We start from the raw sequence: 26,106 nt of genomic DNA on the forward strand, positions 1-26,106 counted from the left end.
CGTCCGAAACCCGAAACCCGAAACCCGAAACCCGAAACCCGAAACCCGAAACCCGAAACCCAAAACCCGAAACCCGAAACGCCTTCGCCATGACCGACCTCGCCCAAGACATCGCCCGCATCGCCGTGCAGGAACAGCGCCTGCGCTTCGCCGCCTTCAACGAGGACACCGCCTGGCAGCTCGGCAGCGCGCTGCGCGAGCTGGCGCGCTCACGCGGCGTGGCCGTGTCGGTGGAGATCCGCCTGGCCCGCGAGACGGTGTTCTTCCAGGCCATGCCCGGCACCTCTGCGTCCAATGCCGACTGGGCGCGCCGCAAGCGCAACACGGTGGAGCTGCTGGGCCGCAGCTCCTACGGTGTCGGCCGCGAGCATGCGCGTGACGGCAATTCGCTGGAGGCCTCGATGGGCCTGCCGACGCGGGACTACGCCAACCACGGCGGGGCGTTCCCGATCACCCTGGCGGACGGCTCGCGCATCGGCGTCGTCACCGTGTCGGGCCTGCCGCAGCGGGACGATCACGCGATGGTCGTCGAGGTGCTGGCCGCGCTGTGCGGCGTGCCGCTGGACGAAGTTCGTTTCTGACGCGCAGGATCGTCAGGCCGGGTGGGTCGGGTCGACCCACTTGACCTCTTCGGGTGGCTCGGCCGGTTCGATGTCCAGGTTCACGGCCACCGCCTCGCCGTCGCTGCGCACCAGCACGCATTCCAGCGTCTCGGTGGGGCTGGCGTTGATCTCCTGGTGCGGCACGAAGGGCGGCACATAGATGAAGTCGCCCGGCCCGGCCTCGGCGGTGAACTCAAGGTGCTCGCCCCAGCGCATGCGCGCGCGGCCCTTGACGATGTAGATCACGCTTTCCAGCGGCCCGTGGTGATGGGCGCCGGTCTTCGCGTTGGCGTGGATGTGCACGGTGCCGGCCCACAGCTTCTGCGCGCCGACGCGGGCGAAGTTGATCGCGGCCTTGCGGTCCATGCCGGGCGTCTGCGCGGTGTTCGCATCCAGGTTGTCGCCGGGGACGACGCGCACGCCGTCATGTTTCCAGGCCGCGTCGCCGTGTTCTTTTGCATCGCTCATGCTCAGGGTTCTCCTGCTCGCTCGATACGGAGTTGTAGCGCAATCCGGCCGGACAATGTCGGCACCATGCATGCCAAGGTGCTCCGTTACTTCGCCGAGGTCGTCCGAACGGGCTCGATCCGCAAGGCCGCCGAGCAGCTGCATGTCGTGCCGACGGCGGTCAGCCGGCAGATCCTCAATCTCGAAGAGGAGCTGGGCGCGCCGCTGTTCGAGCGGGTGCGGGGAACCTTGCGGCTGACGCCCGTCGGCGAACTGGTGCTGGAGCACGCGCGCAGCACGCTGCGCGAGTTCGAGGCCGTGCGCGAGCGCATCGCGGCCGTGCAGGGGCTGAGCCAGGGCGAGGTGACCTTGGCGACGACCTCGGGCCTCGCCTCGTCCTTCCTGCCCGGCGTGGCCCAGAGCTTCCGCGCCGAGCATCCGGGCATCCGGCTGAAGCTGCTGGATTCGCCCATCGTCGACATGCTCAAGAACGTGGCCGACGGCGACTGCGACGTGGCGCTGGCCTACGACGTGCCGGACAGCGCCGGCTTCCAGGTGCTGTTCACCAGCGAATGGCCGATCGGCGTCATCGTGCCGCCGGGCCATCCGCTGACGGGCCAGGCCACGGCGCTGCTGTCCGACTGCATCGGCTACCCGCTGATCCTGCCGGCGCCGCAGCTTTCCTTGCGCCCCTTGCTGGATGGCGCCTTCGCCCGCAGCGATATCCGCGTCGTGCCGGTCGTCGAAGCCACCTCCACCTCGCTGATCCGCCAGCTGGTGCTGCGCGGCAGCGGCATCACGCTGCTGAACCGGCTCGACATGGACGAGGAGCGCCGCCGCGGGCAGCTGATCTTCGTGCCGCTGCGCGACGCGCATCCGAGGCCGCAGACGCTGCGCCTGATCTGCCGCCCCGGCCGGCCGGCGAACCTCGCCGCGGACCTGCTGGTGCGGCATCTCGTGCGTGGGCTTCAGCAGTTGCTGACTGCGGGCTAACCCGCGCAAGCGTCCACTTTTTCAGCACGCCCGGCGCGAAATTCGCTGCTCGCCTTGCCCCGGCCCTGCGTCCTAGACTGCGGCCGCCTGTCGTTGTTCCCAGCGATCCGGGCGCCGACAAGCCAGCCAGACAAAGGATTCACGCCGATGAGTTCCCCCAGCTCCACTTCCGTCGACGGCTACACCAACAGCCACCTGCTCGACCAGCCGCTCCCGCCGGTGCGCTGCGCCGCCCTGGGCCTGCAGCACGTGCTCGTCATGTACGCCGGCACGGTGGCCGTGCCGCTGATCGTGGGCGGTGCCCTGGGCCTGTCCAAGGCCGACATCGCCTTCCTGATCAATGCCGACCTGCTCGCCGCCGGCCTTGCGACGCTGATCCAGGCCCTGGGCCTGTTCGGTTTCGGCATCCGCATGCCGGTGATGATGGGCGTCACCTTCGCCTCGGTCGGACCGATGATCGCCATCGGTACCGACCCGTCGCTGGGCCTCACCGCCATCTACGGCGCCACCATCGTCTCCGGCCTGTTCGGCATGGCGATGGCGCCGCTGATGGGGCGCGTGCTGGGCGTTTTCCCGCCGCTGGTCACTGGCACGGTGATCACGCTGATCGGCGTCTCGCTGATGGGCGTGGCGATCAACTGGGCCGGTGGCGGACAACCGTCGCACACCGAGATGGTGAACGGCGTGCAGCATGCCGTCTCCAACCCCGGTTACGGCGATCCCGGCAAGCTGGCCATCGCCGGCCTGGTGCTGCTGGTGGTGATCGCGATCAGCCGCTACGGCCGCGGGCTGGTCGGCAATATCGCGGTGCTGCTGGGCATCGTCGTCGGCGTGATCGTGTCGCTGGCGCTGGGACTCATGCACTTCGACGGCCTGGCGGAAACACCGTGGATCGCCGTCACCACGCCCTTCCACTTCGGCATGCCGCGCTTCGAGCTTTCGGCCGTGATCTCGATGTGCATCGTGATGATGATCACTCTGGTCGAGTCCACCGGCATGTTCCTGGCGCTGGGTGCCATCACCGGCCGCCAGGTCACGCCGGAACTGCTGACGCGCGGCCTGCGCGCGGACGGCCTGGGCACCGTGATCGGCGGTGTGTTCAACACCTTCCCGTACACCAGCTTCTCGCAGAACGTGGGCCTGGTGACGGTGACCGGCGTGCGCTCGCGCTACGTGGCCGCCGCCGGCGGGCTCATCCTGATCCTGCTGGCCCTGTTCCCCAAGCTGGCCCACATCGTCGGCAGCGTGCCCAGCTTCGTGCTGGGCGGCGCCGGCATCGTCATGTTCGGCATGGTGGCGGCCACCGGCGTGCGCATCCTCGGCAGCATCGATTTCGCGCAGAACCGGCACGGGCTCTTCGTCATCGCGATCTCGATCGGGCTCGGCCTGATCCCGACGCTGTCCCCCTCGCTGTTCCAGCATCTGCCGGCGTGGCTGCACCCGATCACCCACAGCGGCATCGTGCTGGGCACCTTGTCCGCCGTGATCCTGAACCTGTTCTACAACGGTGTCGCTTCCGCCGAGCGCTCGATGCGCCTGGCTGCGTCCACCGCTCATTCGGCCGAGTGACTACCAGCCCATGAGCCAACTGCTGATCCTCCGCCACGCCGAAGTGCTCGTCACGATGGACGCGGCGCGCCGCGAGATCGCCGATGGTGCGGTCGTCATCGACGGGCCGGCGATCCGCTGGGCCGGCGCGTCAGCCGACCTGCCGCCGAAGTTGCTCGCTGCCGCCGGCGAGGTCATCGACCTGCACGGGCACGTGCTGATGCCGGGCCTCGTCAACACGCACCACCACATGTACCAGAGCCTCACCCGCGTGGTGCCGGCGGCGCAGGATGCGGAGCTGTTTGATTGGCTCACCAACCTCTACCTGCTGTGGGCGCGGCTGACGCCGGAGATGATCCGCGTCTCCACGCAGACGGCGATGGCCGAGCTGATGCTCTCGGGCTGCACGACCAGCAGCGACCACCTCTACCTGTTCCCCAACGGCAGCCGGCTCGACGATTCGATCGAGGCCGCGTCCACGATGGGCATGCGCTTCCACGCCGCGCGCGGCAGCATGAGCGTGGGCCGCAGCGCCGGCGGCCTGCCGCCCGACGAGGTGGTGGAAGACGATGCATCGATCCTGCGCGACAGCGAGCGCCTGATCGACCGCTGGCACAACCCCGGCCGCTTCGCGATGCAGCGCGTGGTGCTGGCACCGTGCTCGCCGTTCTCGGTCTCGCGCGAGCTGATGCGCGACTCGGCCGTGCTGGCGCGCGAGAAGGGCGTGTCGCTGCACACCCACCTGGCCGAGAACGACAAGGATATCGCTTACTCCCGCGAGAAGTTCGGCATGACGCCGGCCGAGTACGCCCAGGAGCTCGGCTGGGTCGGCCCCGATGTCTGGCATGCCCACTGCGTGAAGCTCGATGAAGCCGGCATCGCGCTGTTCGGCCGCACCGGCACCGGCGTGGCCCACTGCCCCTGCAGCAATATGCGCCTGGCCTCGGGCATCGCCCCGATCGGCGCGATGCGCCGCGCCGGCGTGCCCGTCGGCCTGGGCGTGGACGGCAGCGCCAGCAACGACGGCGCCCACATGCTGGGCGAGGCACGGCAGGCGATGCTGCTGGCCCGCGTCGGCCACGGCCCCGCCGCCATGACGGCGCGCGAGGCGCTGGAGATCGCCACGCTGGGCGGCGCCAAGGTGCTGGGCCGCGACGACATCGGGGCCATCGCGCCCAATATGGCCGCCGACCTCGTTGCCTTCGACCTGCGCGGCGTCGGCCACGCAGGCGCCTGGCACGACCCGGTCGCCGCGCTGGTGTTCTGCCAGCCGGCCTCGGTGAGCCTCTCCGTCATCAACGGCCGGGTGCGGGTGAAGGGCGGCGAGCTGGTGGACGTGGAACTGGCGCCGCTGCTGCAGGATCACCGCCGGCTGGCGCGCACGCTGTTCGAGGCGGCGCGGCATCCGCACACGGCGGGCGCTTAAACCTCCGCGAGCACGCCGAACAGCCGGGCCATCACGCCCTCGAAGCACAGCCGGCCGTCGACGGCGGTCAGGCAGATGCATTCGCTGCCTTCCTGCACCGCCGGCTGGTGGCGGATCTCGCCGTCGGCGAGGTCGAAGTCGCCGGGGCCGAACAGCGCGCGCCCGTCGTGGAAGCGGCCGTAGAGCACCTGCGTCATCTCCACGCCGCGATGGCCGTGCGGCGACAGATAGCGACCCGCCCCCATGCGCAGCAGGAAGACGTTGGCGCGCGGGCTCTCGGGCACCGTGACGCGGCTCCAGCGCATGCCCGGCGCGATCCAGCGCCAGCGCGTGGCGCTGCAATGGGCCAGCGCGGCCGGCCATTCCACGCCGGGCGGCAGCGGCGGCGGGGCGAAGCGGCGAGCCGGCGCGGGCGGCGTGCCGGCTTCGATGCGAGCCAGCGTACGGGCCAGCGCATCGTCGGACATCGCGGCGGGCTCCAGCGCGTCCAGCACCAGGCCGCCCAATGCGTCGAGTTCGCGCCGGCGCTCGCGGCAGTGCTCGCACAGCTCCAGGTGGCTGGCGAGCACCAGGCTCGTGCCGGCCTCCATGTGGCCGCTGGCATGGGCCAGCAGCATGGCGTCGTCGGGATGGTGGCGGATCGTATTCATCATCATTCCAGCAGGCGGCGCAATTGCGCGACCGCCACGCGAATGCGCGACTTCACGGTGCCGAGCGGGATGCCCAGCTCGGCCGCGATGCGCGTATGCGGTGCTTCGTCGTAGTAGGAGAGGTTCAGGAGTTGGCGATGCTGCGGCGACAGCAGCGCGAAGGCGCGGCGCAAGCGCTGGTGCTGCTGCTGGGCATGCAGCCGGTCATCGGCGGTGGGCTGCGTGAGGTCTGCCAGCTCGAAGCCCGGCGCGGCCGCGTCGAGCGACTCCGCCTCGCCCAGGCCCTGCCGGCGGCGCATCGCGTCCACGCGCAGGTGGCGGGCGATCGTGAAGATCCAGGTCGATGCCGCGGCCCGGGCCGGATCGAACAGTGCCGCCTTGCGCCAGACGGCGGCCAGCGCCTCCTGCGACAGCTCGTCCGCCTGGGCCTCGGGGCAGCCGGCCAGCATCAGGTAGCGCTTGACCCGCGGCGCGAAGTGGGCGAACAGCCGCGCGAAGGCCTGGAGGTCCTGCTGCTGTGCCAGCGCGCACAGGGTGGCGCTCCAGTCTTCGTCGACGTTGCCGACCGGCGGAACGATGGCCAATGCGGGCGTTCGCTTGCCCGGCAAGGGAGGTTCCGAAGCGGCCATGTGCGTGTCCATCGGCGTGTCTTACGCAATCAGGCGCCTGGCGGATCATCACGACGCCAAACATTCATGCACCGACACCCGGCAGCTGCACATCGAACAGCCGCTCCACCAGCCAGGCCAGCGCCAGCACCGCCACCGCCAGTGACCCGGCGCCCAGCACCCAGCATCGGTAGCCGCGCCAGCGCCGCGCCGCCCAGGCGGCCGGCACCAGCACCGCCACGATCGCCAACTGCCCGGCCTCGACGCCGAGGTTGAACAGCAGCAGCGGCATGGCCAGCTCGGCGCGGCTCAGGCCCAGGTCCCGCAGCGGCCCGGCGAAGCCGAAGCCGTGCACCAGGCCGAAGGCGAAGGTCAGGCGCCAGCGCGTCTCCACCATCACCGGCCAGATGTTGTTCAGCGCGGCCAGCAGCACGCTCAGCGCGATCAGGCTCTCGATCCAGCGCGAGGGCGGGTTGACGAGGTCGAAGGCCGCCAGGCCCAAGGTGATCGAGTGCGCGACGGTGAAGGCGGTGACCACGCCCAGCACATTCATCAGCGCCGGCCGCCAGGCTTGCGCCGGCAGCCAGACCTTGCCTTCGCGCCGGAGCACGGCGGGTAACAGCAGTGCGGTCAGGAACAGCACGTGGTCCAGCCCGACCCAGATGTGATGGACGCCGGCCTCGAAGATGCCCAGCCAGGCCCGCGATGCCTCGCCCGGCGCGGGGCTGAGGCTCAGCGCCACCGGCGGGCCGCCCGGCGCGATCACCTGCGGGTGCGCCGCCGCGCTCTGCTGCTGCAGCAGGATGCCGCGATGCGTCGGGTCGGTGGTGGCGAACAGGGTGTAGTCGAGTTCGGCCCTGGTGGGTGTGCCGGCGCATTGCCAGCGGCGCACGACGACGGCGTAGCGGCCGTCGCTGTGGTGCTCGATCTGTAGCGGCGCGGAGGCGATCGGCGTGCAGGCGGCGCCGTGCTCGTCGTGGACCATGAGCTGCATGCCGCGCTCGGCCATCGCCTCGATGTCGGCGCTGCGGCTGCGGATCTCGCCCCAGCGCAGCTGGCCGTCGTCGTCGGCATCGAGCACCAGCTCGCGGTCCAGGTCGCGCAGCGCGATGTCGGCGCGCAGGCTCAGTTCGTGGCCGTGGACCTGCAGCCGCAGGTAGGCGTCGCTGGCCTTGTGGGCAGATGCGCCGAGGCTGCTCAGCATCAGCAGCGCAGTGGCGAGATGGCGAAGATGCTGCATCACAGGCCGCTCATCCGTTGGTCCTGCATGCGCTGCGCGCGCACGAAGGCGTGCACCGGCGCGGCCGCATCGAGCTGGCCGGCCGCTTTGGCGGCGCGCAGCAGCAGCAACGCATCGGCGGGTTCCTTCTGCTGCTCCCAGTTCAGGCGGGCCTGGGCCAGGGCCTCGCGGGCATCGCCGCGCACGTCCAGCGCGAAGCGGGCGCGCTCGCGGCCGTGGCTGGTGTCGCCGCGCAGCGCGGCGGCGTCGAAGCGCTGCTGCATCTCGGTCGCGGCATCGCTGGCATCGCGCGTGCCGCTGCGCTTCAGCGCGATGGCCAGGCGCAGCAGCAGGTTGTCGGGCAGGGCCTCCAGGGAAGCGGGCTGGCCTTCGCGGACGACCGCGGCCGCCGCGTCGGGTCGGCCGGCGGCAAGCAGCCAGTCGGCGTAGGCGGCGCGGGCGTAGAGGTCGCCGTCGGACAGCTGCAGCGCCTGCGCGAAGAGCGTGCCTGCGTCCGGCGCGGCCTGGCGCTCAGCCAGCTCGGCGCGCAGCAGGGCGACCCAGGCGCGCGGCGCATTGGGTTGATGCTCGATGGCGTCGAGCCGCTGCGCGGCCTCGCCGGCCTTGCCCTGCAGGCTGTCCAGCTCGGCCAGGCAGGCGGCGCCGTGCGGCAGCGACAGCGGCGGTGCTGCCAGGCGCTGGCAGCCGGCACGCGCCTCGTCCCAGCGGCCGCGCACCTGCAGCACGCCGGCGCGCGTGAGCTCGGCCTGCGCGCGCAGGGCGGCCGGCAGGTCGGGCGTGGCCAGCAGCGCATCGAGTTCGGCGATGGCGGGGTCGAAATCATGCCGGGCCTGCAGCACCACGGCCTTTAGCAGCCGTGCCTGCGGCGGCGGTGCCGGCTCGTTCCACCAGGGCTGCAGCCAGGCCTGCGCGCTGCCGAGATCGCGCGGATCGCCGTAGCGCCGGTTGCGCTCGAGCGCCGCGCGCGCGGCCGGCAGGGCCAGCTCCAGGTTCTTCGGTTGCTGCGCCAGCATGCGCTGGACGGAGCGCTGGCGCGCGCGCTCGGCGGCCGAGCCCGCGCGCAGCGGCAACTGCTCGACGACTTCATCGTCGCGCTGAGGCGTGTAGGGCGCCGCGGCTGCGAGACCGGCGGCGCCCAGTATCAGCAGCAGCCCCGCCGCGAGCGCACGCGCGGCAGGGGCATGCTTCATCAAGGCACCGACACCGGCTCGTCGGTCTCGCTGCTCGGCGGCGTGCCCACCTTGTCCGCCGACAAAGGTTCCGCCGTCTCGCTGCTCGACTGGGAGGTCGTGAGCGTGAACTGCGTGTAGGCGGTGGAGGAGGCCAGTGCGCTGTCCGGCACCTCGGCCGCGGTGGACCCGCCGCCGGGCATGTCGGTGGAGTCGCTGCCGCCGCCGAAGCAGCCGGCCAGCAGGGCCGCCGCGGCGATCGGCGCGAGCGCGAAGGCCAGCTTCGGATCGAGGCCTGGGGTCGATAGCGTCTTCATGACTGGGCCTCCTTCACTGCTGCGTACCGCCGGTCGGCGTGTACAGGTACGGGAAGCCCGGCAGCAGCGGCACCACGGCCTGGTCCACGCCATCGTGCAGCTTCAGCGAGGTGGCGCCCAGCGGCACGGCCGAGGGCTTGCAGGCGGTGCCGAAGCCCAGCGCATCGGTGTCGCCGTTGGCCACGCACAGCCCGCCCATCATCGCCACCAGCGACACGTCGACCACGTCGTCCTTGGGCCGACGGCCATTCGGGAAGCCCGCGTTGTCGTTGCCTGCGGCCAGGATGTTGCCGACGATGCCCAGGCGGTTCTGCTGCGCGAAGGGCACGGCCGCGATCGCCGTGTTGAGTCGCAGCTCCTCGGACGCGACGACGTTGGCCGGCTGGTTCACGCCCTTGATGCCGGTCAGGAAGGTCACGACCAGATCGTTGCGCGGCAGGTTGGTCGGCGCGATGCCGGGCAGGTTGAGCACCGTGGAGATCAGCGCCGGCAAGGTCGGGTTGGACACGTAGGTGGCGAACTGCGCGTCGTCCTTGGGCTTGGACGAATTGAAGCGGTCCTTGTCGGGCAGGCCGATGACCACCTCGTTGACCAGCGGCATGCCCAGGCGCGAGACCTGCACCCAGGCGCCGCCAGCCTTGTCGGGCGTCTGGTGACCGGCCTTGGGCGCCGGATCGACGATGCGGGCCTGGCGCAGGCTGGCCGTGGTCCAGCCGCCGATGACGGTCTCGGTGCCCGCGGTGAGGCAGCTCTTGTGCACCTCCAGCGCCAGGGTGGTGACGTTCTTGTCGTCCAGCTGGTTGGGCACGGCATTGATCAGGCTCGGGTCGGTGATCACCGACACCGGCGCGTTCACCAGGTCGAAGATCACGCCCAGGTTCACCGCGAACGGATCCTTGCGCTGGCCCACGAACACCTTGCCCGGCTGGCTGCAGCCGGGAATGTTGACGGTGTAGATGTGCTTGGCCGCGTAGGCGGCGTAGTCGGCGATCGTCTTCTTGCCGATGTTGTCCACCGGCTTGTCGAAGGTGGCGGCGCCGCCGCTGGCGTTGGTGACCGAGCCGCGCGTGCCGCTGCGCCGGTCGCCGCGCACGACGTCCAGCGTGAAGCTCTCGTTGAGGTTCAGCGTGGCGGCCTTCGGGTCGGACACCGTGCCGGACTGGATCAACGGGATCGCGACCTGCTTGTCGCCGATCGTCAGCGCCGTACCCTTCAAGGTGTTCTTGAAGCGGAACTGGAAGGTGATGTCTTCCTTCGCGTCACCGTTGTTGTCCACATGGATCTCGTACAGCGCGTTCGGATCCATCGAGAAGTAGTTGGGGCCGCCGTACGGGTCCTGCAGCGGCTGGTAGTTGGCGATCAGCGTGACGTAGTCCGTGCGCCCGGACTCGTAGCTCATGAACATGTAGAAATCGGAGGCGTCCACCTTGGGCACCGTCGTGATGAAGGGCGCCTCGCGGTGACTGGATGCATGCGCGAAACCGGCCAAGAGCAGCGCGGCTGCCATCAGCCCGACGCGCGGACGCGTCGCGGGGAAGTTTGGGGTCATGGGGTTCTCCTGCGTTGGATTCTGGGAACCGGGCAGGCCGAAGGCCCGTCCGCCAGTTCATACGCGGGGGCCATGGCGGCGGATTGCAAATCCCTAGCGTGGATAGGGTCGAACCCCCGTAGCGCCCGCCGGGCGGCCCGTGTGAGGATCGCGCACCCCGTTTTCTCGTGATGAGGAGTCCTGCATCGTGATCCGTCCGCTCTCCAGAGTCTTTGCCGCCGCCCTGTTGTACCTGGGCCTGTCCGCGCCTGTCCTGTCCCAGGCCGCGCAGGTGAGCATCAGCGCCAGCCCCACGCCGACGCAGGTCGGGCAGAACTTCGGCGTGGACGTGCGGATCGACGATGTCCAGGATCTCTACGGCTTCCAGTTCAGCCTGGGCTTCGACCCGGCCGTGCTGCGCGTCGCCGGCAGCAGCGAGGGCGACTTCCTGTCGTCAGCCGGCTCGACCGTCAGCGATCCCGGCACCATCGACAACGACGCCGGCGTGCTGTCCTACGCGTACTCGGTGCTGGTCGGTCCCATCCCCGGCGCCAGCGGCAGCGGTGTGCTGCTGCACGTCGACTTCACCGCGCTGGCCGCAGGCACGACGGCGCTCACCTTCGGCGACGTCCTGTTCCTCGACTCGCAGCTGGCGGACATTGCCGTCACGGTCGTGCCGGGCAGCGTCGCGGTGACGGCCGTGCCGGAGCCGGCATCGGTCGGGCTGCTACTGGCCGGCCTCGGCCTGGTGGCCGCTTGTCGCCGCAGCCAGTCGCGCGGCGCCGCCTGACCACAGAGATGTAGGTTGGAGTGAACGCAGTGAACTCCAACGCTCCAACGGCGGCGTGTTGGAGTGCGCTTCGCTTACTCCAACCTACGAGGCGGCGGGGGCCGGCCAGTCGCGCGGTGCGGCCTGATCGCACTTGCGGCAGGGCAAGACCTGACCCTTTGTGGCCTCCCGGCCGGTCTCGGTGATGACCCAGGGCCGGTTCTGCCAGGGCGGGTCGTGTCGCACGTGCTGGTTGTGGCCGCAGGCCAGCTCGGCCACCCAGTGCCCGTCGTCGTCCGTGTGGAAGCCGACGATGGGCTGGTCCATCAGCTGGCGGACGAAAGACCCTGCCAGCCGCCGCCCAGCGCACGGATCAGCTGCACGCTGGCGCGGCGCTGGCGCGTGGCCAGGTCGGCCGCGCTGCGCTGGCTCTGCAGCGTGGCGGTCTGCGAGGTGACCACTTCCAGGTAGCTGGCGGCGCCTTCGCGGTAGCGGTTGGTCGCCAAGGTCAGTGCGCGCTGCGAGGCGGCCAGGGCGGCGGCCTCGGCTTCGGCGGCGGCGCCGTAGTGCTGAAGCAGCGCGAGCTGGTCTTCGACCTGCTGGAAGGCGCCGATCACCACGCCGCGGTAGCGCGCGCCGTTTTCGTCCAGCACGGCCTGCGTGCGGGCGATCTCGGCCTTCTTGCGGCCGCCGTCGAACAAGGTGCCAGCGAGAGTCGGGCCGACGGCCCAGAACACGTTGGGCGCGGAGATGAAGTGGCTGATGTCGCTGCTCTGGTAGCCGCCGAGCACGCTCAGCACCAGCGAGGGAAACACGGCCGCCTTCGCGACGCCGACGCTGGCGTTGGCTGCGGCCACGCGGCGCTCGGCGGCGGCGATGTCGGCGCGGCGTTCCAGCAAGGTGGAGGGCAGGCCGGCCGGCACGTCGGGCAGGGCGATGTCGATCACCTTCGGCGCCAGGCTGAAGTTGGATGCCGGCTCGCCGACCAGCGCGGCGACCGCGTGCTCCATCAGCGCCCGCTGCGCCTGCGACTGCCGCAGCTGCGAGCGTGCGGCCTCCACCTGCGCCTGCGCGCGGGCCTCGTCCAGGCCCGACGAGATGCCGGCCTGGAAGCGGTTCTGGATCAGGCTCAGCGCCTTGCTGTAGGCCTCGACGGCCTCGGCCAGCAGCGCGCCGTCGCGGTCCAGGCCGCGCAGCGCGATGTAGTTGTCGGCCAGCTGCGCCTGCAGGCTCAGCCGGGCCGAGGCCAGGTCGGCGCGGGCCGCGTCATCGGCGGCCACGCCGGCAGCCACCTGCTGGCGCACGCGGCCCCAGAGGTCGATCTCGTACTCGAGGTCCAGGCCCACGGTGTTGGACGAGTAGGTGTCCGGCGAGGTCGGGCCCAGCACGCGTAGCGGGCGCAGTTCGGCCTGGCGGTCGCGCTGGATGTTCAGCGAGCCGCTCACCGTGGGGAGCTGCGCGGCGCGGATCTGGTCGGTCAGCGCCTGCGACTGCTGGTAGCGCGCCAGTGCGGCGGCCAGGTCGGGGCTGTTGGCGATGAGCTTGCCCTGCAGTGCGTCGAGGTCGGCGTCGCCGTAGAGCGTCCACCAGTCGCCGCGCGGCGCGTGGTCGGCCGGCTGGGCAGCGGTCCAGGGCGCCACGCCTTCCTTGAAGGCGGTGACGGCCGGGATGTCGGGCAGCTTGGCGGGCGGCTGCATCTGCGCGCAGCCGGCCAGCACGAGCGCGGCGAAGAGAAGCGTGTATCTCGACGCCACCTCAGCCACCTTTCGCGTTCACGCGCACGGTGTCGCCGCTGCTCACGCCGTCCGGCGGGTTCTCGATCACCTTGTCGCCGGCGGCGAGGCCAGTCGCGACTTCGATCGACGAGCCCAGGTCGCGGGCCACGGTCACGGGCTTGAGCTGCACCTTGCTGTCGGCGCCGACGGTGGCGACGCTGAGGCCGGCCTTGTTGAAGATCAGCGCGCCGGGCGGGATCGCCAGCGTGCCGGACAGGCCGGGCTGGTCCAGGCTCACCTGGGCCGAACCGCCGGGCAGCAGTTCGCCGGCCGAGTTGTCCACGGCGAGCTGCACCAGCATGCCGCCGGAGCCGGCCGAGATCGCGCGGGACGTCGTCTGCACCGTCGCCGCGTAGCTCTTGCCCGGCTGTTCGGGCACCGAGAGGCGGGCCTTGCCGCCGGTCTTGATGGCCGCCGCATAGGTCTGCGGCACGGTCACGTAGACGCGCAGCTTGCGGGTGTCGGACACGACGAACAGCTCCGTGCCCGGCGCGCCGCTGCCGACGTTGATCAGCGCGCCGACGTCGGTGTTGCGCGTGGTGACGACGCCGTCGAACGGCGCGGTGATGCGCGTGTAGGTCTTCAGCGACTGGATGCGGTCCACATTGGCCTGCGAGGCCTTGACGGCGGCGTTCTTGGCCGTCAGGTCGTTGGTTCGTTCCTCGACCTCCTGGCGCGAGACCGAATCGCTGCCCAGCAGCGACTGCCAGCGCTTGGCCGTGGTCGCGGCCTGCGAGGCATTGGCCTTGGCGCTGGCGAGTTCGGCCTGGGCCTGCAGCAGCTGCTGGTCGAGGTCGGGCGTCTCGATCTCGGCAAGCAGCTGGCCGGCCTTCACCGGCGCGCCGATGTCGACCTTCCAGCTCTTCAGGTAGCCGCTGACGCGGGCGTAGATCGGCGCGCGGGCGAAGGCCTCGATGCGGCCGGGCAGTTCCAGCGCGGTGGCGCCGCTGGAGGGCTTGGGCGCGATGACGGAGACCGTCGGCACGGCCATGTCCTGCGCGCGCTGGTCAAGCATGGCGGCGTCGGAGCGGCGCGCGATGATGCCGAAGGCGGCGATGCCGACGGCGGCCAGCGCGATGACGATGGCGCTCAGCTGCAGCTTGCGGCGCGAGAAGGTGGCCGGCTCGGCCGGCATGCTGTGCGGATCAGACGACATAACTCTCTCCGAGAACGGGGGTGGCGCCGGGCTGCTTCTTGCTGCCCTCGCGCCGATGAACGAGGCCGAACACCGCCGGCACGAACACGAGCGTGGCGATGGTGGCGAAGACGAGGCCGCCGATCACCGCGCGGCCCAGCGGGGCGTTCTGCTCGCCGCCTTCGCCCAGGCCCAGCGCCATCGGCAGCATGCCGATGATCATGGCCAGCGCGGTCATCAGCACCGGGCGGAAGCGCACGAAGCCGGCCTCCATCGCCGCCTGCGTGGCGTCGCCCAGCTCGACCAGCCGCTCGCGGGCGAAGGTGATCACCAGCACGCTGTTGGCGGTGGCCACGCCCATGCACATGATGGCGCCGGTGAGCGCCGGCACGCTCAGCGTCGTGTGCGTGGCGAACAGCATCCAGACGATGCCGGCCAGCGCGGCGGGCAGCGCGCAGACGATCACGAAGGGATCGCTCCAGGACTGGAAGTTGATGACGATCAGGAAGTAGATCAGCACGATCGCGCCGAGCAGGCCGAACAGCAGGCCCGAGAACGAGCGCTCCATCGTCTGCACCTGGCCCAGCAGCGCCACGCCGGAGCCCTTGGGCAGGTCGGCCTTGGTCTCTTCGACCACCTTGCGGATGTCCGCGGCCACCGAGCCGAGGTCGCGGTCCTGCGTGGCGGCGTTGATCTGCACCATCGGCGCGATGTCGTACTGGCTCAGCACGGCGCTGGAGTTGCTGCGGTTGAAGGTGGAGACGCCGCCCAGCACCTGGCCGGCGCCACCGATCGGCAAGTTGGCCAGGTCGGCCAGCGAGTCGAGCTTGTGCTGCGGCGTCTGCATCACGATCGAGTAGGAGATGCCGTTCACCGGGTTCAGCCAGAAGGTCGGCGAGACCTGGCTGCTGCCGGCGAGGTTGACGACCAGGTTGTTCGTCACGTCGCGCGCGGTCACGCCCACTTCCTGCGCCCGCGTGCGGTCGATGTCGACGTTGAACACCGGCGACTTGTTCGACTGCTGGATGCGCGCGTCGGCCACGCCGGGGATGCGGCGGATCTTCTTCAGCAGCAGGTTGGCGTAGGTGAAGTTCGCGTCCAGGTTGTTGCCGCGCACCTGCAGGTCGATCGGCGCCGGCGCGCCGAAGTTCAGGATCTGGCTGACGATGTCGGCCGGCGGGAACGAGAACACCGTGTCCGGGAACTCGCGCGGCAGCTTCTCGCGCAGCTCGCGCACGTAGTCGGCCGTGGGCTTGTGCTCCTTGGTCAGCGCGATCTGCACGTCGCCGTCCTGCGTGCCGATTACGCCGGTGTTGTTGTAGGTCAGGTTGATCGAGCTGGGCGGCAGGCCGATGTTGTCGACCATCGTGGCGATCTCGTCCGGCGGAATGATCCGGCGGACCGCGTCCTCGATCTTCGCGAAGCGGGCCGCGGCCTCTTCGACGCGCGTGCCCACCGGCACGCGGGCGTGCATCAGGATCTGGCCGCCGTCCACCGAGGGGAAGAAGTTGCTGCCCAGGAAGGGGATCAGGCAGGCCGACACGGCGATCACCGCGACGAAGCCGGCGATCACCGTCTTCGGATGGCCCACCGCCAGCGCCAGCAGGCCGCGGTAGCCGCCGCGGATGCGCTCGAAGCGGGCCTCGAAGGCGCGCTGGAAGCGGATCAGCGGGTTGCGGGTGGCCTCGCGCTCATGGGCGTGGACGTGCGGCTTCAGCAGGTACTTCGCCATCGTCGGCACCAGGGTGCGCGACAGCAGGAAGGAGCACAGCATCGCCAGCATCACGGCCTCGGCCATCGGCACGAACAGGAAGCGTGCCACGCCGGTCAGGAAGAACATCGGCACGAACACGATGCAGATGCACAGCAGCGAGACCAGCGCCGGCGTCACGATCTGGCGTGCGCCGTCCATGATGGAGGTCTCGACGTCCTTGCCCTGTTCCAGGTGCCAGTTGATGTTCTCGATCGTCACCGTGGCGTCGTCCACCAGGATGCCCACTGCCAGCGCCAGGCCGCCCAGGGTCATGATGTTGAGCGTTTCGCCCAGCATCGCCAGGCCGATCAGCGCGCCCATGATCGACAGCGGGATCGACACCGCGATGATCACGGTGGAGCGCCAGCTGCCGAGGAACAGCAGGATCATCAGGCTGGTCAGCGCCGCGGCGATGCAGCCTTCCACCGCCACGCCGCTGATGGCGGCGCGCACGAAGATCGACTGGTCGTTGATGGGCACGACGTTCAGCGCATCGGGCCAGGAAGACTTCATCGCAGCGATCTTGGAGCGCACGCCGTCGACGATCGCCAGCGTGGACGTGGAGCCGTTCTTCAGCACCGACATCAGCACCGAGCGGCCGCCGTCCACGTGGACGATGTTGGTCTGCGGCGCGTTGCCGTCGTGCACGTGGGCGACGTCGCGGATGTAGATCGTCGCGCCGTTGACCACCTTGATCGGCAGATTGCCGAGGTCGGCGATCACCGAGGGCGCGTTGTTGAGCTGCAGCGTGTATTCCTGGTCGCCGATCTTCTGCGTGCCGACCGGGATGATCAGGTTCTGCGCTGCCAGCGCCAGCGACACTTCCTGCGCCGACAGCCCGCGCGCCTGCAGCGCGGCCGGGTCCAGGTCGATCTGCACCTGGCGCTGCTTGCCGCCGTAGGGGAAGGGGATGGCCGCGCCGGGCACGGTGACCAGCGGCGTGCGCACCGTGTTGACGCCCAGGTCGAACAGGTTCTGCTCCGACAGGCCCTTGCCCGACAGCGCCAGCTGCAGGATGGGCACCGTGGAGGCGTTGTAGTTCAGGATCAGCGGCGGCGTGATGCCCGGCGGCATCTGCCGCACGGCCACCTGCGCGATGGCCGTGACCTGCGCGTTGGCGACCGCGACGTTGACGCCCGGCTGGAAGAAGATCTTGACGATGCCCACGCCGGCATAACTCGTTGCCTCGATGTGTTCGATGTCGTTGACGGTGGTCGTCAGCGAGCGCTGGAACAGTGTCGAGATCCGGCCGGCCATTTCCTGCGGCGGCAGGCCGGTGTACTGCCAGGCGACGGCAATGACCGGGATCTTGATGTCCGGGAAGATGTCGGTGGGCGTGCGCATGGCGGCCAGCGGGCCGATGCCCAGCAGCAGCAGTGCGACGACGATAAAGGTGTACGGGCGTTGCAGCGCAACGCGAACGATTCCGACGAGCATGCTTGCTTATCCCCTCTTGGCGGCGGGCGTGCCGCGGTCGGCTTCGCCCGGCATCAGCGTATCGAGGTTCTCCTGCACGCGTCGCAGCAGGGTCATCAGCTGCGTGCGCTCGGCCGGCTCCAGGCCGACCAGCGCCTCGGCGCGGCACTTGTCCGCGCTGCGCCAGATCTCGTCGAGCAGCGGCAGCGCGCGGTCCGGCTTCAGATAGAGACGGTGTGCGCGCCGGTCGGTGGCGTCGATGCGTTGGTCCACCAGGCCGTCAGCGGTCATCCGGGCGAGCAGGCGGCCGAGCGTCATCGGGTCGGTGCCGGTCAGCTCCGCCAGGCGGGCCTTGGAAATGCCTTCGTTGCGCTGCAGGTAGGTCAGCACGCGGCATTGCGACAAGGTCAGCGTGCTGCCGGCGGCGGCCGCATGGCGCTCGAAGTTGAGTGTGTTCAGCCGCGCCAGGTCGCGCAGCAGGAAACCGAAGTCGCGCAGCGGATCGGGCGCGGTGGATTGGGCAGCCTTGAGGTCGGCGGCGGTGGCGGCGGTCACACGAATTCCCCTCGAAAGTTCGGGCCGCTTGGCCGGCCCGTTGGTATCGACTGTTAGTGTATGAACCAGCATGCCGGCAGCAGGCTGTTACAGGCAAATAATTGTGAAGGGCACGGCGCCCGCGTGCGCGCTGCAATCAAAAAAGCACGACCGTGCCATTCTGTCGCCCGAGAGACGCCGGGCCCCCCGCTGCCGTGTTGGAATGCGCGGCAGTTACATGAACGACAGCCAATCAGGAGACCCCCGATGAGCACCACCAATCGCCAGATCCACTTGGTCTCGCGCCCGCAGGGCGAACCGACGGCCGACAACTTTAAGCTCGTGGAGTCCGCCGTATCGGCGCTGGCCCCGGGCCAGGTGCTGGTGCGCAACCACTACCTGAGCCTGGACCCGTACATGCGCGGCCGCATGAACGAGAGCAAGAGCTACGCCCAGCCGCAGCCGCTGAACGAGGTGATGATCGGCGGCACCGTGGGCGAGGTCGTCGAGTCGCGCAACGAGCACTTCAAGGTGGGCGACAAGGTCGTCGGCTACGGCGGCTGGCAGGAGTACCAGCTGGTCGACGCGACGCAGCGCGGCGTGCTGCAGAAGGTGGACACCACCCACATCCCGCTGGCCGCCTATCTCGGCGCCGTGGGCATGCCCGGCGTGACCGCCTGGTACGGCCTGGTGAAGATCATCAACCCGAAGGCCGGCGAGACGGTGGTCGTCAGCGCCGCCAGCGGTGCGGTCGGCGGCGCGGTGGGCCAGCTCGCCAAGGTGCGCGGTGCGCGCGCGGTGGGCCTGGCCGGCGGACCGGACAAGTGCCGCCAGGTGGTCGAGGAACTGGGCTTCGACGAGTGCATCGACTACAAGCAGCACCCGGACGTGAAGAGCCTGTCGGCCGCGCTGAAGGCCGCCTGCCCGAACGGCATCGACGGCTACTTCGAGAACGTCGGCGGCAAGATCCTCGACGCGGTGATGCTGCGCGCCAACGCGTTCAGCCGCATCGCCATGTGCGGCATGATCTCCGGCTACAACGGCGAGCCGATCCCGATGCAGGCGCCGCAACTGATCCTCGTCAACCGGATGAAGATCGAGGGCTTCATCGTCAGCGAGCACATGGACGTCTGGCCCGAGGCGCTGAAGGAACTCGGCACCCTGGTCGCCACCGGCAAGCTCAAGTACCGCGAGACGGTGGCCGACGGCCTCGCCGCGGCGCCCGAGGCCTTCCTCGGATTGCTGAAGGGCAAGAACTTCGGCAAGCAGCTGGTCAAGCTGATCTGATGTCGTCTCCGGCATCCTTGCGCTGGACCTGCGCCACGCTGGACGAGCTGAGCCCGCGTGCGTTGTACGAGGCGCTGGTCCTGCGCTCGCAGGTCTTCGTCGTCGAGCAGAACTGCGTGTTCCTGGACCCCGACGGCGACGACCCGCGCGAGGGCGCCTGGCACCTGCTGGGCCACGGTCCGGCGGGCGAGCTGCAGGTCTATGCGCGCCTGCTGGCGCCGGGCTGCCGCGGCCCGCACCAGCCGAACCCGCGCATCACCCGCGTGGTGAGCAGCCCGGCGCATCGCGGCACGGGCCTCGGCCCGGTGCTGATGCAGCGCGCCATCGCCGAGTGCGAATCGCGCTGGCCGGGCTTCTGCATCGACATCAACGCCCAGGCCCATCTCTTGCGCTTTTACGAGGGGCAGGGCTTCGTCGTCACCTCCGAACCGTACGACGAGGACGGCATTTCCCATATCGACATGAGGAGGCAGCCCCGATGAGCGAACTGATCCTGCACCACTACGCCGGCTCGCCGTTCTCCGAAAAAGTGCGGCTGGTGCTCGGCTTCAAGCAACTGGCCTGGCGCAGTGTGGACGTGCCGGTGATCCTGCCCAAGCCCGACGTCGTCGCGCTGACCGGCGGCTACCGGCGCACGCCCTTCCTGCAGGTCGGTGCCGACATCTATTGCGATTCGGCGCTGATGTGCGAGGTGATCGATGCCACGCAGCCGTTCCCGCCGCTGTTCGACGGTGCGGCCACCCGCGTGCTCGCGCAGTGGGCCGACACCGACCTGTTCTGGGCCATGATCGCCCACACGATGCAGCCGGCGGGCTTCGCCGCCATCATGGGCGGGCTGCCGCCGGCAGTGCTGCAGGCTTTCGCGGCGGACCGGGCGGCGATGACGGCCGGGATGAAGCGGCCGACGGCGCGAGATGCTACTGCTCAGCTAACGAGTTACTTTGACTGGCTGGAGCAGAGTCTGGCCGACGGCCGTTCCTTCTTGTGTGGGGATGCGCCGAGCGTTGCGGACTTTTCGGTGGCGCAGAGCGTCTGGTTCATCCGGCGGGCGCCGCCGGTGGCCGGCGTGCTGGAGCCGTTTGTGCGACTGGCGGCCTGGTATGGGCGGGTGGCGGCGTTTGGGCATGGGATGCGGAGCGAGATGAGCGGTGTTGATGCTCTGGCTCTGGCTGCGTCGAGTACGCCGGTGGCGGTCGAAGTCGAGGCGGACTTGGGTTTCGCTGCCGGCGACGAGATCACTGTGACGCCGACGGACTATGCGCAGGATCCGGTGGCGGGCACGCTGGTGGGCTTGTCGACGAAACGGGTCACGCTGCGTCGTGTGGATGAGCGGGCCGGTACGGTGCATGTGCACTTCCCGCGGGTGGGATATGCGGTGAAGGCGGCGGGGTGATGAGGCACTTTGCTGGCGCCACGATGCCGGGACTCGCCCCGGCGGGCGACTCACTTTCTTGGGCGCCCAAGAAAGTAAGCAAAGAAACCGCCCCTACTGCGCCGCCCTCCGCTTCGCTGCGGGTGCCCTGCGATGCTCGAAGCCCGGGGCCGCGCCAAACTCGCTGCGCTACGCTCCGCTCAGACAAACGGCGCGAAGCATGTCTACGAAGCGCGCTTCGCGCGCACCCCGGACTTCTGCGCTTCTCGGCGGTGCAGAAGGGGAACTCGATACGGCTCGCTGCGCATCGCCTCCAGGGGCGCCTCACCGAGGCGATGCGCAGCGAGCCGACCAGTCTTCGGGCCCCTTGTGCAGCCGCCGAGAAGCGCAGTGGCTTGGGACCGTGAGCGCAGCGAACCTCGTGAACTGACTTCGCGCCGTCTGTTTGAACGAAGCGTAGCGAAGTGAGTTTGGCGCGGGGCCCAAGGCGCGAGCATCGCAGGGCACCCGACCGAAGGGAGGGCGGCGGAAGCAGGGTCGCCTTTCTTTGCTTACTTTCTTTGGCGAAGCAAAGAAAGTGAGTCGCCCGCCGGGGCGAGACCCGGCACCTCACACGAAAAGCGGACATCAGCAACACCGACCAACGGAGACAAAAGATGAAGAACTACCAAGGCAAAACCGCCGTCATCACCGGCGCCGGCTCCGGCTTCGGCCTGGAAGTCGCCCGCATCGCGGCGCAGCGCGGCATGAACCTCGTGCTGTGCGACGTGCAGGCCGACGCGCTGGAGAAGGCGGCTGCCGAATTCGAGGGCAAGGTGCCGGTGCTGGCGCGCCGGGTCGACGTGGCCAAGGCCGTCGAGATGGAGGCGCTGGCGGCCGACGTGAAGCTGCGCTTCGGCGCCCCGAACTTCGTGTTCAACAACGCTGGTGTCGGCGCGGGCGGGATGGTCTGGGAGAACTCGCTGGCCGACTGGGAGTGGGTGCTGGGCGTCAACCTGATGGGCGTGGTCCATGGCGTGCGGCTGTTCACGCCGATGATGCTGGAGGCGGCCAAGGCGGATCCGGCCTTCGAAGGGCACATCGTCAACACCGCCTCGATGGCCGGGGTGCTCAATGCACCCAATATGGGCATCTACAACGTGTCCAAGCACGCGGTCGTGTCGCTCAGCGAGACGCTGTATCAAGACCTGGCCCTGGTCAGTGACCAGATCCACTGCTCGGTGCTATGCCCCTTTTTCGTGCCGACCGGCATCAGCCAGAGCCACCGCAACCGCCCGGCCGACCTGGCGGCGCAGAAACCGACCAAGAGCCAGCTGATCGGCCAGGCGATGAGCGACAAGGCGGTGTCTTCCGGCAAGGTCACCGCGACCCAGGTGGCGGGCATGGTGTTCGACGCGATGGATGCGGACCGCTTCTATGTCTTCAGCCATCCGCAGTCGCTGGCCAGCGTGCAACTGCGCATGGAGGACGTGATGCAGCAACGCAACCCGAGTTCACCGTTCGCGGCGAAGTCCGAGATCGGCGAGCAGCTGAAGGCAGCGTTGCGCGGGCTCTGATTCCCCTCGTCGACACCGCTCACATAACTGGTTAGTTCCCCCACAATGGGGGCATGGCCGTTGCGCGATCCCTCGTTGCACTTTTCTTCCGCCGCTACCGGTCGGCGCGCTGGATGCCCGGGGTGGTGCTGGGCCTGGTGCTGCTGGGCGCCACGGCCCAGGATGTAGGCCTGACCCCCGAGGAGCGCGCCTGGGTGGCCGAGCACCCGGTGGTGCGCGTGGCGAGTTCGCGCAGCTACGGGCCCTTCACCTTCGTGGACGAGACGGGCGAGCTGCGCGGCCTGTCGATCGATTACGTCGAGCGCCTGCGGGCGCTGACCGGCCTCAAGCTCGAGATGGCGCCGCCGATGGCTTTCGCCGATTCGATCAAGGCGCTGCAGGACGGCCGGCTGGACATGATGATGTCGCTGCGCGAGACGGCCGAGCGGCGCGAGTTCATGTCCTTCACGCGGCCCTACATCTCGGTGCCGGCGGTGCTGCTGCGCCGGCGTACCGACGAGAGCCGGCCGGTGCGCGAACTGGGTGAGCTTCAGCCGGGCGAGAAGGTCTCGGTCAGCCAGAACTATGCGGTCGGCCCTTTCCTGGCCGAGCGTTTTCCCGAGAATCCGCAGACCATCGAGGCCGACGACCGCAGCCTGCTGCGCCGGCTGGCCGGCGGCGAGATCAGCGCCGGCGTGGTGGACATGGCCGGCGCCACCTACCTGATGCGCACCGAGGGCATCGGCAACGTTCGCGTCGTCGCCGACGTGGGCTTCGCCTACGACATGGGCATCGGCTACCGGCGCGACTGGCCGATCCTCGGCCGCATCCTGCAGAAGGGCCTGGACCGCATCGGCCCGGAGGAGCGCCAGACGATCGCCGACCGCTGGATCGCCGTCATGCGGCCGCCCGGCACCCTGTCGCGCCGGGCCTTGGTGATCGGCAGCGCCGTGCTGGCGCTGGCCGTGGCGACGCTGACGCTGATGTTCGTCTGGAACCGCACCCTGCGGCGCCAAGTGATCGCGCACACCGAGCAATTGCGGCACGAGCTTGCCGAGCGGCGCCGCCTGCAGGATGCGGACCACGCACGTGCGCTGGCCGAGCTGGCCAACAAGTCCAAGACCGAGTTCATGTCCCAGGCCAGCCATGAGCTGCGCACCCCGCTGAACGCGGTGCTGGGCTTCTCGCAGCTGCTCAGCAGCGACCCGGCGCGGCCGATGGACGAAACGCAGCGCGAGCGCGTCTCGCGCATCCAGGACGCGGCGCGGCACCTGCTGGTGCTGATCGAGGACATGATGAGCTTCTCTCGCCTGGAGTCGGGCAGCCTGGCGGTGGAGCCGCGGCCGACCGACGCGGTGCCGGTGGTGCGCCGCTGCGTCGAGCTGGCCGAGCCGGCCGCGGCCGAGGCCGGCCTCTCGCTGAGCTTCGAGCCCCCGCCGAACCTGCCGCTGGTGATGGCCGATCCGGTGCGGCTGGAGCAGGTGATGCACAACCTGCTGTCCAACGCGGTCAAGTACAACAGCCGCGGCGGCTGGGTTCGCGTGCGCGCCTGGACGCGTGGCCCCGAACGCTTCTGCATCGAGGTCGCCGACGGCGGCCTGGGCCTCAGCGCCGAGCAGCAGGCGCAGCTGTTCCAGCCCTTCAACCGCCTGGGCCGCAGCGCGATGGAAGGCACCGGTATCGGCCTCGTGATCTGCAAACAGTTGATGGAACGCATGGGCGGCACGATCTCGGTCAGCAGCGAGGCGGGGGAGGGCAGCCGCTTCACAGTGGAACTGCGGGTGGCGCCGGCAACAGGGGAAACCTGAACCTGTCTCCCGCGACTCCGGCCGGTCGGTGAGGCAGGCCGCTGCGCTTAGGCTCCTGGATTCCCTTCTGGAGACCTCTGATGTTCATGCGCCGCTCCTTCGTTCGCTCCCTTGCACTGGCCGGCCTGGCCGCCTGCGCCGGTTCGGCCGCTCTTGCCGGTACCTTGAGCTTCGAGGGCTCGACCGTGGGCGGCCCGCTGTGGGCGCGGCCGCTGGCGGGTTCGCCACCGACCGTGGTCTCGCCCTCGCTGGCCAACAAGGTCAGCTACCAGGTGACGGCCTTCCAGGTGGACCAGAACGACAGCTTCAGCCTGATCGCCACCTCGGGCGCGCCGACCGGCTGGGACAGCTTCACCTTCCTGTACAAGGATTCCTTCGACGCCAGCCAGCCACTCAGCAACGTGATGCTGGGCAATGACCGGCTGGCGGGCGGCACGGACGCGCAATCGGGCTTCACCAATGTGAGCCTGCAGGCCGGCGTGACCTACTACTTCGTCGTTTCCGGCTACTCCAACAACCAGGCCGGCGCCTACAGCGTCGCGATCACCGCGCCGACGGGCACGGCCTTCCTGGCCTCGCCGGTGCCCGAGCCCCACCCCGTGGCAATGCTGCTCTCCGGCGCAGGCCTGCTGGGCCTGGTGGCCTTGAGGCGCCGGCGCATCGTCCGCTAGGCAGGGCGGAGCACCGCTGGTCGCCTCTGGCTACTCCTTGACCGAACCGGTCAGCCCCGACACGTAGTAGTCGACGAAGAACGAGTAGATGAAGGCGACCGGCAGCGAGCCCATCAGCGCGCCAGCCATCAGCGGGCCCCATTGGTAGAGGTTGTCCTGGATCAACTCGGTGACGACGTCGGCCAGCACCGTCTTGACCTCCGAGCTGGAGATGAGGGTCAGCGCATAGATGACTCGTTCCGCGACAGCGAGAACGCGAAGATGCCGGCCGAGATCAGGCCCGGCACGGCCAGTGGCAGCACGATGCGCGCGTTCCACGGCGAGCCGAGGAAATCGATGTAGTGATCGATCAAACCCAGCTTCAGCAGCGCCCAACTGAGGATCGAGAACTGCGCGTCGTAGATCCATCAGAAGGCAAGCGCCGAAAGGGTCGTCGGCAGAATGTAGGGCAGCAGCATGACGGCGCGGAAGAAGGTCTTCGGCGGGATTTGCGGTTCAGCAGCAGCGCCAGCCACAGGCCCAGGCCGAACCTCAGCACACTGGCGACGCTGGTGCAGACCAGCGTGTTGAACAGTGTCAGCCGCGTTACCTCGTCGCCGCACAGGAACTGGTAGTTCTCCAGCTCCACCCATTCGCCGGGCCGGCCCACCTTGGCATCGGTGAAGCCGAGCCAAGTGCCCGGCGCCAGCGGGTAGCTCAGGAACAGGTCGCTCATGGTCTTGTCTCCTGTGCATCGTCGTAGGAACTCAGGCTGCCAGGCATTGCCCGGTGTTCGCATCGAACAGATGGGCGCGCTGCAATCGGGCTGCAGATGGATCGTCGTGCCAGGCGCGAACTCGTGCCGCTCGCGGAACACTGCAGACAACTCGATGCCCTGGTGCCGGCAGGCGATGAAGGTGTCCATACCGGTGGGCTCCAGGACCCCACGCGCGCGGCGATGCCGCCGTCGCTGACCAGAATCAGGTACTCTCCGCCCCCGCCCCCGCCCCCGCCCCCGCCCCCGCCCCCGCGCCGCAGCGTGCCGGGCAAGAAGCTCATGGCTGGCGAGCCGATGAAGCCGGCGACGAACTGGTGGGCCGGCCGATCGCGCAGCTCCAGCGGCTTGCCCGCCTGCTCGACGCGGCCGTCGCGCATCACCACGATGCGGTCGCTCATCGTCATCGCCTCGATCTGGTCGTGCGCCACGTAGACCGAGGTGATGCCGAGCCGCTGGTGCAGTTCCTTGATCTCGCTGCGCATCGCCACGCGCAGCTTGGCGTCGAGGTTGGACAGCGGCTCGTCGAACAGGAAGACCTGCGGGTCGCGCACGATCGCGCGGCCCATCGCCACGCGCTGGCGCTGGCCGCCGGAGAGCTGGCGCGGATAGCGGTCCAGCAGCGCATCGAGTGCCAGGATGCCGGTGGCGTGCGCCACCTTGGCCTCGACCTGTGCCTTGTCCAGGTGTGCCAGCACCAGCGCGAAGGCCATGTTCTCGCGCACTGTCATGTGCAGACCTTTCCTAGCCGTGATCAGGGTTGTGCTTG

24 protein-coding genes and 2 pseudogenes are annotated in these 26,106 nt (G+C 69.4%); 11 read left to right on the plus strand and 15 right to left on the minus strand.

Annotated elements, in window-relative coordinates; translation table 11 throughout:
- The first annotated feature begins 89 nt into the window (after positions 1-89).
- Positions 90-581, plus strand: a complete 492-nt coding sequence (locus SNE35_RS25905; protein WP_320425932.1) for a heme-degrading domain-containing protein — start codon at positions 90-92, stop codon at positions 579-581.
- A 12-nt stretch (positions 582-593) separates the two neighbouring features.
- Here the strand turns inward: SNE35_RS25905 and SNE35_RS25910 are convergent, their stop codons facing one another.
- Positions 594-1,070: a cupin domain-containing protein gene (locus tag SNE35_RS25910; protein ID WP_320425933.1), complete on the minus strand. Its 477-nt coding sequence runs from the start codon at positions 1,068-1,070 to the stop codon at positions 594-596.
- Positions 1,071-1,136: 66 nt separating this feature from the next.
- Here SNE35_RS25910 and SNE35_RS25915 point away from each other — a divergent pair, with 66 nt between their 5' ends.
- The 3 genes from SNE35_RS25915 (at position 1,137) to SNE35_RS25925 (ending at position 5,016) form a co-directional block, all read left to right on the plus strand.
- A complete protein-coding gene (locus SNE35_RS25915) occupies positions 1,137-2,042 on the plus strand; it encodes a LysR family transcriptional regulator (RefSeq protein WP_320425934.1) in 906 nt (301 codons plus the stop codon).
- Between the two features lie 147 nt (positions 2,043-2,189).
- Positions 2,190-3,611: a nucleobase:cation symporter-2 family protein gene (locus SNE35_RS25920; RefSeq protein ID WP_320425935.1), complete on the plus strand. Its 1,422-nt coding sequence runs from the start codon at positions 2,190-2,192 to the stop codon at positions 3,609-3,611.
- 10 nt (positions 3,612-3,621) lie between these two features.
- The gene (locus SNE35_RS25925; RefSeq protein WP_320425936.1) at positions 3,622-5,016 is read left to right on the plus strand and encodes an 8-oxoguanine deaminase; all 1,395 of its coding nucleotides are present in this window, start codon (positions 3,622-3,624) and stop codon (positions 5,014-5,016) included.
- Here the strand turns inward: SNE35_RS25925 and SNE35_RS25930 are convergent.
- Genes SNE35_RS25930 through SNE35_RS25955 form a run of 6 tightly spaced genes read right to left on the minus strand, consistent with a single transcriptional unit; the run spans position 5,013 to position 10,549 of the window.
- Complete coding sequence (locus tag SNE35_RS25930; RefSeq protein ID WP_320425937.1) at positions 5,013-5,666, minus strand: ChrR family anti-sigma-E factor; 654 nt, start codon at positions 5,664-5,666, stop codon at positions 5,013-5,015. The genes SNE35_RS25925 and SNE35_RS25930 overlap by 4 nt on opposite strands.
- 2 nt (positions 5,667-5,668) lie before the next feature.
- Positions 5,669-6,307, minus strand: a complete 639-nt coding sequence (locus tag SNE35_RS25935; RefSeq protein WP_320425938.1) for a sigma-70 family RNA polymerase sigma factor — start codon at positions 6,305-6,307, stop codon at positions 5,669-5,671.
- 52 nt (positions 6,308-6,359) lie between these two features.
- The gene (locus SNE35_RS25940; RefSeq protein ID WP_320425939.1) at positions 6,360-7,514 is read right to left on the minus strand and encodes a HupE/UreJ family protein; all 1,155 of its coding nucleotides are present in this window, start codon (positions 7,512-7,514) and stop codon (positions 6,360-6,362) included.
- On the minus strand, positions 7,514-8,704 hold the full coding sequence (locus SNE35_RS25945; protein ID WP_320425940.1) for a hypothetical protein: 1,191 nt from the start codon (positions 8,702-8,704) through the stop codon (positions 7,514-7,516). Before SNE35_RS25945 ends, SNE35_RS25940 begins: the two co-directional genes overlap by 1 nt.
- Complete coding sequence (locus SNE35_RS25950; protein WP_320425941.1) at positions 8,704-9,000, minus strand: hypothetical protein; 297 nt, start codon at positions 8,998-9,000, stop codon at positions 8,704-8,706. Before SNE35_RS25950 ends, SNE35_RS25945 begins: the two co-directional genes overlap by 1 nt.
- 13 nt (positions 9,001-9,013) lie before the next feature.
- Positions 9,014-10,549, minus strand: a complete 1,536-nt coding sequence (locus SNE35_RS25955; RefSeq protein ID WP_320425942.1) for a DUF4331 domain-containing protein — start codon at positions 10,547-10,549, stop codon at positions 9,014-9,016.
- Between the two features lie 187 nt (positions 10,550-10,736).
- Here SNE35_RS25955 and SNE35_RS25960 point away from each other — a divergent pair, with 187 nt between their 5' ends.
- Positions 10,737-11,318 carry a cohesin domain-containing protein gene (locus SNE35_RS25960; protein WP_320425943.1) on the plus strand — a complete coding sequence of 194 codons (582 nt, stop codon included), beginning with the start codon at positions 10,737-10,739 and terminating at the stop codon, positions 11,316-11,318.
- Between the two features lie 84 nt (positions 11,319-11,402).
- Here the strand turns inward: SNE35_RS25960 and SNE35_RS25965 are convergent, their stop codons facing one another.
- The 5 genes from SNE35_RS25965 to SNE35_RS25985 are packed head-to-tail and all read right to left on the minus strand — an operon-like array spanning position 11,403 to position 17,931.
- Complete coding sequence (locus tag SNE35_RS25965) at positions 11,403-11,624, minus strand: DUF3565 domain-containing protein (RefSeq protein WP_320425944.1); 222 nt, start codon at positions 11,622-11,624, stop codon at positions 11,403-11,405.
- The gene (locus SNE35_RS25970; protein WP_320425945.1) at positions 11,624-13,051 is read right to left on the minus strand and encodes an efflux transporter outer membrane subunit; all 1,428 of its coding nucleotides are present in this window, start codon (positions 13,049-13,051) and stop codon (positions 11,624-11,626) included. Before SNE35_RS25970 ends, SNE35_RS25965 begins: the two co-directional genes overlap by 1 nt.
- A 1-nt stretch (position 13,052) precedes the next feature.
- Positions 13,053-14,228 (minus strand): efflux RND transporter periplasmic adaptor subunit, encoded by a 1,176-nt coding sequence (locus tag SNE35_RS25975; RefSeq protein WP_320425946.1) that lies wholly within the window; start codon positions 14,226-14,228, stop codon positions 13,053-13,055.
- Positions 14,218-17,397: an efflux RND transporter permease subunit gene (locus SNE35_RS25980; RefSeq protein WP_320425947.1), complete on the minus strand. Its 3,180-nt coding sequence runs from the start codon at positions 17,395-17,397 to the stop codon at positions 14,218-14,220. The genes SNE35_RS25975 and SNE35_RS25980 overlap by 11 nt, the downstream gene beginning before the upstream one ends.
- 6 nt (positions 17,398-17,403) lie before the next feature.
- Complete coding sequence (locus SNE35_RS25985) at positions 17,404-17,931, minus strand: MarR family winged helix-turn-helix transcriptional regulator (protein ID WP_320425948.1); 528 nt, start codon at positions 17,929-17,931, stop codon at positions 17,404-17,406.
- Positions 17,932-18,177: 246 nt separating this feature from the next.
- Between SNE35_RS25985 and SNE35_RS25990 the strand changes: the two genes are divergently transcribed.
- The 6 genes from SNE35_RS25990 (at position 18,178) to SNE35_RS26015 (ending at position 24,583) form a co-directional block, all read left to right on the plus strand.
- Complete coding sequence (locus tag SNE35_RS25990; protein WP_320425949.1) at positions 18,178-19,197, plus strand: NADP-dependent oxidoreductase; 1,020 nt, start codon at positions 18,178-18,180, stop codon at positions 19,195-19,197.
- Positions 19,197-19,679 (plus strand): GNAT family N-acetyltransferase, encoded by a 483-nt coding sequence (locus SNE35_RS25995; protein WP_320425950.1) that lies wholly within the window; start codon positions 19,197-19,199, stop codon positions 19,677-19,679. The genes SNE35_RS25990 and SNE35_RS25995 overlap by 1 nt, the downstream gene beginning before the upstream one ends.
- Positions 19,676-20,590, plus strand: a complete 915-nt coding sequence (locus SNE35_RS26000; protein ID WP_320425951.1) for a glutathione S-transferase family protein — start codon at positions 19,676-19,678, stop codon at positions 20,588-20,590. Before SNE35_RS25995 ends, SNE35_RS26000 begins: the two co-directional genes overlap by 4 nt.
- Before the next feature lie 635 nt (positions 20,591-21,225).
- Positions 21,226-22,125: an SDR family oxidoreductase gene (locus SNE35_RS26005; RefSeq protein WP_320425952.1), complete on the plus strand. Its 900-nt coding sequence runs from the start codon at positions 21,226-21,228 to the stop codon at positions 22,123-22,125.
- Between the two features lie 53 nt (positions 22,126-22,178).
- Positions 22,179-23,912, plus strand: a complete 1,734-nt coding sequence (locus tag SNE35_RS26010) for an ATP-binding protein (RefSeq protein ID WP_320425953.1) — start codon at positions 22,179-22,181, stop codon at positions 23,910-23,912.
- An 80-nt stretch (positions 23,913-23,992) separates the two neighbouring features.
- Positions 23,993-24,583, plus strand: a complete 591-nt coding sequence (locus SNE35_RS26015; RefSeq protein WP_320425954.1) for a PEP-CTERM sorting domain-containing protein — start codon at positions 23,993-23,995, stop codon at positions 24,581-24,583.
- A gap of 30 nt (positions 24,584-24,613) precedes the next feature.
- Here SNE35_RS26015 and SNE35_RS26020 read toward each other — a convergent pair.
- The 3 genes and pseudogenes from SNE35_RS26020 to SNE35_RS26030 form a co-directional block, all read right to left on the minus strand.
- Positions 24,614-24,888 (minus strand): annotated as a pseudogene (locus SNE35_RS26020) (carbohydrate ABC transporter permease); the annotation flags it as partial.
- Between the two features lie 56 nt (positions 24,889-24,944).
- Complete coding sequence (locus tag SNE35_RS26025) at positions 24,945-25,298, minus strand: hypothetical protein (protein WP_320425955.1); 354 nt, start codon at positions 25,296-25,298, stop codon at positions 24,945-24,947.
- A gap of 31 nt (positions 25,299-25,329) precedes the next feature.
- Positions 25,330-26,071, minus strand: a pseudogene (locus SNE35_RS26030) (ABC transporter ATP-binding protein); the annotation flags it as partial.
- Positions 26,072-26,106: the final 35 nt, after the last annotated feature.

This window comes from Roseateles agri (assembly GCF_034043675.1).
In the GTDB taxonomy this organism is placed as follows: domain Bacteria; phylum Pseudomonadota; class Gammaproteobacteria; order Burkholderiales; family Burkholderiaceae_C; genus KK5.